This is a genomic window from Methylophaga sp. UBA1464, from assembly GCF_002325665.1.
GTDB lineage: Bacteria > Pseudomonadota > Gammaproteobacteria > Nitrosococcales > Methylophagaceae > Methylophaga.
Genome location: NZ_DCSO01000045.1, coordinates 75079 through 85612, shown reverse-complemented (window position 1 = coordinate 85612; position 10534 = coordinate 75079). Strand labels below are relative to the sequence as shown.

Sequence of the window (10534 nt, the reverse complement as noted above, 5' to 3'; positions counted from 1 at the left end):
GGGGGCCGTGCTGCGAGAGATTCGACAATTGGCTGCGCAGGGTGTGCGTGAAGTCAATCTGCTTGGCCAGAACGTGAATGCCTATCGTGGCATTATCGAAGATGATGAAACCGCTGATCTGGCGTTACTGATGCACTACGTTGCTGCAATAGATGGCATTGAACGTATCCGTTTTACCACCTCGCATCCGGTGGAGTTTTCTGACTCATTGATTGAAGCATTTGCCGAAATCCCTCAATTGGTCAATCATTTGCATTTACCGGTACAGTCCGGTTCGGATCGCATTCTGGCGATGATGAAACGTGGTCATACCGTCGCGCAATATGTTGAAAAAATTGAGCGAGTGAAAAAAATCCGCCCGAACCTCAGTATGTCGAGTGATTTTATTGTCGGTTTCCCGAATGAGACTGAAGAAGACTTTAATGCAACGATGGCGCTGATTAACCAGATCGGTTTTGATCATTCTTTCAGTTTTATCTATAGCGCGCGTCCCGGTACACCGGCAGCGATGTTTAATGATTCAGTCTCTGAAGAAGAGAAAAAACAACGCTTGCAAATTATGCAGGATCGTTTACGTGAACTTGAAAATGCGGTCAGTGAATCCATGCTCGGCACGGTGCAACGTGTATTGGTAGAGCGGGCTGCACATCGTGATGCAGCAGAAATTGCCGGACGAACAGAAAATAATCGGGTAGTGAATTTCCCCGGTGATATTGCGCTGGTGGGGAAGTTTGTCGATGTGCGAGTCACAGAGGCACACACCAATTCCTTGCGAGGTGAACTTCTTGCTGATAGCGTTATCTTATAACTCCTTTATGGAATCAAATTTGTGGTCACTCCAACTGTAACAGTTGACTCGATAAGCTTTGAATTAAGTCCTGCGGACAACCCCCGATTAGCCAATTTGTGCGGTCACCTGGATGAACATATCCGGATGATGGAACGCGGATTTGGTGTGGAAATTAATAATCGTGGTGGAAAATTCCAGATTATTGGCAAGCCGGAAATGCTGACTGAAGTACAGGAAGTGATTCACGCGCTGTATGCCGATACCGCACAATCCATTATAGAACCCGAACAGGTTCATCTGGCTATTCGTGAATCAGGCGGCACTGAAACCACCGGTTTTGAGGAAGAAAAAGAAGTCACTATCAAAACCAAGCGCGGTTTGATCAAGGCGCGTGGCGAAAATCAACAGGCCTATCTGCGTCGCGTCATGACCCATGACATTAACTTTGGTGTGGGACCCGCCGGAACCGGTAAAACCTATCTTGCAGTCGCCTGTGCGGTAGAAGCACTGGAACGTGATTTTGCCAGACGAATTGTGTTGGTCAGACCTGCTGTTGAAGCCGGAGAAAGACTTGGTTTCCTGCCTGGGGATCTGGCTCAGAAGGTTGATCCCTATTTACGGCCATTGTTTGATGCGCTTTATGAAATGCTGGGATTTGAAAAAGTTGCCAAGCTGATCGAGCGTAATGTCATCGAAGTGGCGCCGCTTGCCTATATGCGTGGTCGTACATTGAATGAATCTTTTATTATTCTTGATGAAGCGCAGAACACCACGGTTGAGCAAATGAAAATGTTTCTGACCCGACTGGGGTATAACTCCACAGCGGTGATAACCGGTGACATTACGCAGGTGGATTTACCGGGCTCAACCCGTTCGGGTTTGCGTCATGCTATTGAAGTCTTAAAAGATATTGATGGTATCGGTTTTACTTTCTTCCAGGCTAAAGACGTGGTGCGCCATTCATTGGTGCAAAAAGTTATCCTGGCCTATGAAAAGGCTGAAACCAAGTCGTGAACGTCATCATTGATTTGCAGCAGGCTACTGATGCAGATGTTCCATCAGAACAACAATTCCAACGCTGGGCCAGCGCAGCGCTGGCCGAAGTCAATGAAGACTGTGAATTAAGTATTCGTCTGGTGAATGAAGCAGAAAGTGCCGAATTGAATAACGACTATCGTGGCAAAAATTATCCCACCAATGTTTTATCCTTCCCCTTCGAGTCACCCGTGCCGCTGGAACCTATGTTGTTAGGTGATTTGGTGTTGTGTGTAAACGTGGTTGAAAAAGAGGCCGCCGAGCAGAATAAAGTGCTGCAAGATCACTGGGCACATCTGGTCGTACATGGCTGTTTGCATTTACTTGGTTATGATCATATTGAAGACGATGAAGCCGAGCTGATGGAATCGTTGGAAATCCGTATTTTAGATAAACTTGAGATCAAAAATCCTTATATAGAGCAGAGGGTTACATCATGAGTGAGGGACGACCGAGTCGCTCAGACAGTCCAGTTTCCTGGGTGCGAAAATTAAGTAATCTGTTTCTGGAGCCAAAAGACCAGGAACAGCTGATTGAACTGTTACGCAATGCTTCCGAGCGACATATTCTTGATGCCGAAGCCTTGTCGATTGTTGAAGGCGCCTTGAGTGTCTCGCAAATGCAGGCACGCGACATCATGATCCCGCGTTCTCAGGTGGTGATGGTTTCAAGAGATGCGCCAGCAGAAGAAACATTGAAGCTGGTGACCGAAACCTCGCATTCCCGGTTTCCGGTGATTGATGATGATCGGGATGATGTCATCGGCATTTTACTGGCCAAAGATCTGCTTTCAGCTGTTGTCAGCTCTGGAGAGTTTAATTTTGATTTGCGCGAATTATTACGTCCGGCCGTATTTATCCCGGAAAGTAAGCGATTAAATGTTCTGTTACGTGAATTCCGTGCCCGTCGTAATCATATGGCCATTGTTGTCGACGAATATGGTGGCGTGGCAGGCATGATCACCATCGAAAACGTGTTGGAACAAATCGTGGGTGAAATTGAAGACGAGCATGATGTGGATGACGATGCACCGATTTTACAGCGTGATGAAAACACCTTCACTGTAAAAGCACTGACACCTGTCGAAGACTTTAATGAGTACTTCGAAACGGAGTGGAGTGACGATGACTTTGATACCGTTGGAGGCCATGTAGTGAATCAATTCGGTCATTTGCCTGGCCGTGGTGAGCAGGTGACCATCGGTCAGTTCGAGTTTACTGTGCTACGGGCTGATAAACGTCGTGTGCATTTGTTGCGTATGGTAGTTTTACCCGAAGTTACTGATAGCGATAGCGAAACGGAATAATGACAAACCCCGGGCAGATTGCTTGGCAAGGTGCATTTGGTCGCTGGGCAGCATTGATTGCCGGTGCCATTCTGCCGTTTAGCCTGGCACCCTTTCATTTTTATCCATTGGCGGTGTTGAGCCTGCTTGTTTTATTTCTGAGTTGGCAGCATGTCACTCCGCGACAAGCCTTCTGGCGTGGTAGTTTGTTTGGCATCGGCATGTTTGGCGTCGGCGTTTCCTGGGTGTATGTCGCCATCCATGTGTTCGGTCAGGCCAGTGTATTTCTTGCAGGGTTACTGACAGCCTTATTTGTCATTGCTTTGGGGGCAATGATTGGTGCACTGGGATGGTTGCTGAAGCGTCTAACTGGTTCGAGACTTACGGCGAAAGATTTCCTGATATTACTGCCTGTCAGCTGGCTGTTGTTTGAATGGTTCAAAGCCTGGTTTTTGACGGGGTTTCCTTGGCTTGAAGTTGGCACCGGACAAATTGAAGGCCCGCTTGCCGGGATGATTCCGTTAATTGGTGTGCATGGGGCTTCCTGGCTGGTGGCATTGACTGCCGGTAGTTTGGCGGTGGTGATTTCTCAGCGTAAATGGTCGCTTTTATTACTGCCTTTAGTGATTTGGGGCGGTGCTTTTGCATTGCAGTCGGTTGAATGGACAAAACCAACCGGTGAGCCGATTAAAGCAGCATTAATTCAGGGTAATGTGCCGCAGGAGATTAAATGGGACCCGCAGCAATTGCGAAATACCTTACAACTCTATGCTGACTTGAGTCGCCAGCACTGGGATGCGGATGTGATTGTATGGCCTGAAAATGCGGCAACCGCGTTTTATCATCAAATAGATGAAGGTTATCTGGCACCCTTGGGTCGCGAAGCGCGTTCGCAAAATACCGATATTCTTCTCGGACTGCCGGTGCTGGACGAAAATGGCGAAGACTACTACAACAGCATGGTCAGTCTGACCGACACGCCGGTGTTTTATCATAAACGCCATCTGGTTCCGTTTGGTGATTATGTGCCGTTTGAAACGTTACGTGGTTTGATCAAATTCTTTGATTTACCGATGTCGGCCTTTGTCCCCGGATCAGCGGATCAGCCACAAATGTTGCTGGCCGGACAGCCTGTTGGGGTATCGATATGTTATGAAGATGCATTTTCATTAGAGGTGAGAGACACCGTACCAGCGTCAACCCTGCTGATAAATGCCACTAATAATGCCTGGTATGGCGATTCGTTTGCACCGCACCAGCATTTACAGATTTCACGCAGTCGGGGGCTGGAGACTGGCAGGCCGATTTTGCGGGTGACCACCAATGGTATTTCTGCGTTTATCGATCACAGGGGCAAACTGCAGCAGCAAAGTCCACAATTTGAACTGGCAGTGCTGACAGGAGAGATTCAGCCCCGGGATGGTATTACCCCCTATGTGCGACTGGGGCAATGGCCATTATTAATATGCATTTTGTTGTTGCTGGGCCTATGGGCGTATTATCAGCTACTTCAACGCCGTAACGACTCATAATCTGATATGCAATTACTCACTATCCAGCGCATTCTGGGCATCTTACTGAGTTTATTCAGTATTACGATGTTACCTCCTGTACTGGTTTCCTTGTGGTTCGATGATGGGGCTGCTACGGCATTTTTAACGGCATTCGTAATATTGGTCAGTACCGGTCTGTTACTTTGGTTGCCAGCCAGAAAGCATCAAAAAGAGCTGAAAATCCGTGATGGTTTTATTGTGGTTGTCATGTTCTGGATTGCCTTGGGCTTTTCCGGAGCGTTACCGTTTTATTTGACGGAATCGCCTCAAATGAGCATTACCGATTCCGTATTTGAGTCAATGTCGGGTCTAACCACCACCGGTGCAACAGTGTTGGTGGGGCTGGACACTTTGCCGGAAGCCGTATTGTTTTATCGTCAGTTTCTGCAATGGTTGGGCGGTATGGGTATTGTCGTATTGGCGGTTGCTATTCTGCCTTTATTAGGTGTCGGTGGTATGCAGCTTTATCGGGCTGAAACCCCAGGGCCGATGAAAGATGCCAAATTAACCCCGCGTATTACCGAAACCGCCAAAGCACTCTGGTATATCTATTTAAGCTTAACAGTCGCCTGTGCCATCGCTTATCGTTGGGCGGGAATGACTTGGTTTGATGCTATAGGCCACAGTTTTTCTACTGTCGCTATAGGCGGTTTTTCTACCCATGATGCCAGTATGGGCTTCTTTAACAGCGCCACCATTGAAATGATTGCTGTGGCGTTCATGCTGATTTCAGCGATGAACTTTTCGCTGCATTTTCTGGCCTGGCGACATCGTAGTCTGATGCATTATTTGAGAGACTCTGAGCTGAAAGTCTTTTTAAGTATTATGTTTATTATCTCTCTGATAACAGCAAGTTACCTATATTTTACCGGCACTTTTCATGATGGCTGGACCTCGGCGCATCATGGCATTTTTCAGGCAGTTTCGATTGGTACGACAGCCGGTTTTACCACGACAGATTATTATTTATGGCCCGGTTTTCTGCCGATTTTATTGTTGATGACCAGCTATATTGGCGGGTGTGCTTTCTCCACGGGGGGAGGTATTAAGGTTATCCGTGCCATGCTGCTGTTCAAGCAGGGGTATCGTGAAGTATTACGGTTGATTCATCCCAATGCGGTATTTGCTATCAAGGTCAATGGCAAGGCTTTACCTTCTAAGGTGGTTGGGGCGGTCTGGGGCTTCTTTGCCCTGTATGTTTTCTGTTTCAGTATCATGCATTTGATGTTGATGGCGACAGGACTTGAATTTGTCACGTCATTTTCCGCAGTAACGGCGTGTTTGAATAATCTGGGGCCCGGCTTGGGTGATGTAGGGGCAAATTTCGGTCAGATTAATGCCACCTCGAAATGGGTTTTATGTGTCGCTATGTTATTGGGCCGTTTGGAAATTTTCACTTTGTTAGTTGTATTGACCCCTGCATTCTGGCGTCGTTAGATGACTGGTATTCAACAAAAGTGGGATAAACGTTACCGTGAGCCGGTTGGTAATTATCCTGAACCAGCCTGGGTATTACAGCAAAATCAGCATTTATTACCCGGACACGGAAATGTGGTGGATTTAGCCTGTGGTTTGGGAGCCAATGCTTTATTAATGGCCAGTCTTGGTTTACAGGTCCAGGCTTGGGATATCAGCGGCGAGGCGCTAGCAAAGCTCTCAATAGAAGCCGAAAGACGTCAGCTTGATTTGAGTATCGAGCAACGTGATGTTTCCATAATGCCTCCGGCTCCTGAGAGTTTTGATGTGATTGTGATCAGTCAATTTCTGGATCGTCCGTTATGCCAGCATATTGTTAATGCATTAAAGCCTGATGGATTAGTGTTTTATCAGACGTTCTGCCGCGACAAGCCCGATAACAAGGGGCCGCAAAACCCAGAATTTTTATTGGCAGATAATGAACTGTTGGACTTGTTTGCCAGTCTCAGGATCAGAGTTTATCGTGAAGAGGCTTTACTGGGGGATACGAGACAAGGCTGGCGTAATCAGGCAATGTTAGTTGCTCAAAAGTCGTAGTAAAAATAAATACTTATTTAAGGCTTGCTGAAAAGCTGATGGATCAGTAGAATTACACGGTTCAGAAAGGGCAAACATATAAAGTGTGTTTGTCAGGCAAACATTATTATTGGCGAGAACAGATATGAAAGCGGATATCCATCCAGATTATAGCGAAATCAATGTTACCTGCAGCTGCGGTAACAGCTTCAAAACCCGTTCAACACGCGGCAATGACCTGACGCTGGATGTATGCTCAGAATGTCACCCGTTCTACACCGGCAAACAGAAAATGCTTGATAGCGCCGGCCGTGTTGATAAATTCCGTCAAAAATACGGAAAGTAATCTTGCGGGCAACTTGCCGGAGATACTGATGAATATCATCAACACCACATACAAAAGCCTCTGTCGATTGACAGGGGCTTTGTTGTTTCTGGGGCTTTTATCAGGTTGTGCACAGAATCCGGTCACTGGTGGCCAGGACTTTGTGATGTTCAGCGAAAACAAAGAACTGGAAATGGGACGTACCTATCATCCGCAAATCGTTAAAGAATACGGTTTGTATGAAGATGAAGCGTTGCAGAGATATGTTCAGGACATAGGGCAAAGACTTGCCGCAGTCAGTCATAGAGATGATCTGGTTTATCGCTTTACTGTGCTGGATTCACCGGTTATCAATGCGTTTGCTTTACCTGGCGGTTACATCTATATCACCCGCGGCTTGATGTCTTATCTGAATTCTGAAGCTGAACTGGCCGCCGTGTTAGGGCATGAAATAGGCCACGTTACTGCAAGACATGGTGTGCGCCAGCAAAGTGCCGCACAGGCGGCTAATTTAGGCTATACCCTTGGTGCAATATTAGTTCCTGGATTACGCACGGCAGGTGCCCAGGATTTGTTTAATTTGTTTGGTGGCGCCTTGCTCAGCGGTTATGGCCGTGAGCATGAACTGGAGTCGGATAGACTTGGCGCAGAATATCTGGCCCGCTCTGGTTATAACCCCCAGGCAATGATTAATGTGATTGGAGTATTAAAAGATCAGGCAACCTTTGCTGAAGCGGAAGCTAAAAAACAGGGGCAGGATTATCAGGGATACCATGGCCTCTTTGCTTCACATCCTGATAATGACACTCGGCTGCAGGAAGTGGTTAAGGCAGCAGATCGATATAAAACATCAGAAGGTGTTGAAGGCGCTGAGCGCTATTTGAAGCGTATTGATGGCATGGTGTTTGGCGACAGTGAATCACAGGGAATTCGTTCAGGTAGAAATTTCTATCATGGTGAAATGCAATTTGCGTTGAGTTTTCCAGTAAATTGGCATATTCAAAATAACCCTTCCAGCCTGCGAGCTGTTGCACCTCAGGGTTCAGCGATTATTGAAATGGGTGTATCTGATCTTAATCGTAAACAGAGTCCTGCTGAATTTATCCGGGATCGGTTGAATATTAAAGATCTGAAGAGTGGAGAACCTATCACCAGCAATGGTCTTCAGGGATATACCGGCTTGGCAGCTGCTCAAGGCAAAACCGTTCGTGTTGCGGTCATGTATTTACGTGAACAGGCATTTATTTTTATCGCCACGACTAAAGCCGCTGGGGATTTTAAACGTTTTGATGCCAGCTTCCGCGAAACGGTAATGAGTTTTCATGCATTACGTGATGATGAAAAACATCTTGCCAAAGCACAGCGTATAGAAGTCGTACAGGTTAGCAAAAATGATAGTTATGCAAGCTGGGCTGCTTCGACCCGGATTAGCAATAGCCCAATCCAACAGCTACGTTTACTGAATGGTCATTATCCTAATGACGAGTTGCAACCTGGACAATTGGCCAAGCGTATTCGTTAATTTCTCTTTGCTCCTGGCTTTGCAACAGAGCAGTTTCAGGTTGTCCCTGTTGAGAACGCAAGTGCGTTAATTCCAATACTCGCTATAAGGTGTGGTGTCAGGCCTGTTGCTCTTCAACGATCACTGTTTAAAAATAACAGACCTTATCGGTCGGCAGATTTGTGTGCCGGGAGGGTAAGGGTCGTATTCAGAACAGATCAATGAGTGAATCATCCTCGTCACGACTTGAACTGCTGCCTCCACGCATTGCAGGAACATTATCCTTATGGAAGGATTCGTAGATAGCATTCTGATCGCCCGGGCGGGCCAATAATCCTGTTTCAGGATCTATTCGAACGGTGACCATGTCCACTGGCTGTTCAAAGGCGTGTTCAGGCTGATCTTCCAGAGCAATACGCATAAAATCAATCCACATTGGCAACGCAGCACGGCCACCCGTTTCATAACGGCCAAGCGTTCGAGGGTTATCAAAACCAACCCAACCGATAGCAACTAAATCCGGGTTATAACCATTGAACCAGGCATCAAGTTGATCATTGGTTGTGCCGGTTTTTCCGGCCAAATCATTTCGATTCAAACTCAAGGCCTGACGACCCGTGCCGAACTTCACAACATCACGCAGCATGCTGTTAATAATATAGGCATTTTGCGGCGTGATAACCTGTTTAGCAGGATAAAACCCTAATAACTCAGCCTGCATTAACGCTTCTTCTTCAGTTATATCTTCATTGGGAACAGCACAGCTATCGCAAACCTTCTGCGGTTTGGTCTGCATTAAAATCTCGCCTGCTGTATTTTCTACACGGGAAATCACATAAGGATCCACCAAGTGACCGCCGTTAGCCAATGTTGCGTAAGCGCGGGCCATATCTAATGGTGCAGCGTTACCACTTCCTAACGCTATAGAAAGGTTTGGTGGCACCTGATCCGGTTTAAACCCAAAACGCTTTACGTAATCCACCGTGTAGGCAATGCCGATATCTCTTAACAGGCGAATAGAAACTAAATTTCGTGAGTGGGTAAGCGCTTCTCTAAGGCGAGTTGGTCCAAAAAAGCGTCCACTGTAATTTTCGGGGCGCCAGACATTTTCAAGACCAGGATCATCAAATACAACGGGTGCATCGTTGACCACGGTAGCGGCGGTATACCCTTTTTCCAGAGCGGCAGAATAGACAAAGGGTTTGAAGCCTGAGCCGGGTTGACGTTTTGATTGTGTCACCCGGTTGAATTTATTCTGAAAGAAATCAAAGCCGCCTTGCAAAGCAGTAATGGCACCATCTTCTGATGCAAGTGAAACCAAAGCACCCTGTACTTCCGGGATTTGCGTCAACTGCCATGCATCATCTTCTAAAGCTCGTAGATAGATGATATCGCCCACAGACAATACATCCGCTATGGTTTGTGGTTTTTTTCCCATACTGTTGGCACTGAGCTGTGGTTGCGCCCAGCTGACGGCTGAAAAAGGTAATTCGATTTGCCCGAAGCGTTTTACAAATACCTGGGCAATGTTGTCTTCGATACTGAGCACTAAGGCCGGGCTGATTGAGCCGATAATGGAATAATCTTTCAGATGCAGTTCCGATGCAGCCAAATCCGGCAGTTCGCTCAGTTCTACCTTGGCCGCTGGTTCCCGATAACCATGGCGTTTGTCATAAGCCAGCAAGGCATCCTGTAATGCTTTTGTTGCCGCCTGCTGATGTTTGGCTTTAATGGTGGTAAATACGCGAATACCGTTTTCATAGATTTCTTCACCATATTCGGCGACCAGGTAAGTTCGGACCATTTCGGCAACGTACGGTGCATAGACTTCTATTTCGCGTCCATGATAGCGAGCACTTACATCTTCTTTAAGTGCTTTCTGATACTCGTCTTGTGTGATGAAACCGACATCCAGCATTCTTCTCAGCACATAATTTCGACGATCGAGAGCCCTTTCGGGCGAGGTAATCGGGTTGGTCGTTGAGGGGGCTTTGGGCAATCCCGCTATCATGGCCATTTGCGCGAGCGTCAAGTCTTCGAGTTTTTTTCCGTA

At 46.9% G+C, this 10534-nt stretch carries 10 protein-coding genes; 9 read left to right on the top strand and 1 reads right to left on the bottom strand.

Going from position 1 to position 10534, the window contains the following annotated elements; translation table 11 throughout:
- The 9 genes from B3O33_RS05090 to B3O33_RS05050 form a co-directional block, all read left to right on the top strand.
- A partial coding sequence (locus tag B3O33_RS05090; RefSeq protein WP_292363129.1) for a MiaB/RimO family radical SAM methylthiotransferase occupies positions 1-808 on the top strand: 808 nt, incomplete at its 5' end.
- 21 nt (positions 809-829) lie between these two features.
- Positions 830-1804: a PhoH family protein gene (locus B3O33_RS05085; RefSeq protein WP_292361251.1), complete on the top strand. Its 975-nt coding sequence runs from the start codon at positions 830-832 to the stop codon at positions 1802-1804.
- The gene (ybeY, locus tag B3O33_RS05080; RefSeq protein ID WP_292361250.1) at positions 1801-2265 is read left to right on the top strand and encodes an rRNA maturation RNase YbeY; all 465 of its coding nucleotides are present in this window, start codon (positions 1801-1803) and stop codon (positions 2263-2265) included. Before B3O33_RS05085 ends, ybeY begins: the two co-directional genes overlap by 4 nt.
- Positions 2262-3131, top strand: a complete 870-nt coding sequence (locus B3O33_RS05075) for an HlyC/CorC family transporter (protein WP_292361249.1) — start codon at positions 2262-2264, stop codon at positions 3129-3131. Before ybeY ends, B3O33_RS05075 begins: the two co-directional genes overlap by 4 nt.
- Positions 3131-4642, top strand: a complete 1512-nt coding sequence (lnt, locus tag B3O33_RS05070) for an apolipoprotein N-acyltransferase (protein ID WP_292361248.1) — start codon at positions 3131-3133, stop codon at positions 4640-4642. Before B3O33_RS05075 ends, lnt begins: the two co-directional genes overlap by 1 nt.
- 6 nt (positions 4643-4648) lie before the next feature.
- On the top strand, positions 4649-6100 hold the full coding sequence (locus B3O33_RS05065; protein WP_292363128.1) for a TrkH family potassium uptake protein: 1452 nt from the start codon (positions 4649-4651) through the stop codon (positions 6098-6100).
- Positions 6101-6676: a class I SAM-dependent methyltransferase gene (locus tag B3O33_RS05060; RefSeq protein ID WP_292361246.1), complete on the top strand. Its 576-nt coding sequence runs from the start codon at positions 6101-6103 to the stop codon at positions 6674-6676.
- A gap of 124 nt (positions 6677-6800) precedes the next feature.
- Positions 6801-7001: a 50S ribosomal protein L31 gene (rpmE, locus tag B3O33_RS05055; protein WP_014705308.1), complete on the top strand. Its 201-nt coding sequence runs from the start codon at positions 6801-6803 to the stop codon at positions 6999-7001.
- Positions 7002-7029: 28 nt separating this feature from the next.
- Positions 7030-8502 (top strand): M48 family metalloprotease, encoded by a 1473-nt coding sequence (locus B3O33_RS05050; RefSeq protein ID WP_292361245.1) that lies wholly within the window; start codon positions 7030-7032, stop codon positions 8500-8502.
- 187 nt (positions 8503-8689) lie between these two features.
- Here B3O33_RS05050 and B3O33_RS05045 read toward each other — a convergent pair.
- On the bottom strand, positions 8690-10534 hold a 1845-nt coding region (locus tag B3O33_RS05045), incomplete at its 5' end, for a penicillin-binding protein 1A (RefSeq protein ID WP_292363127.1).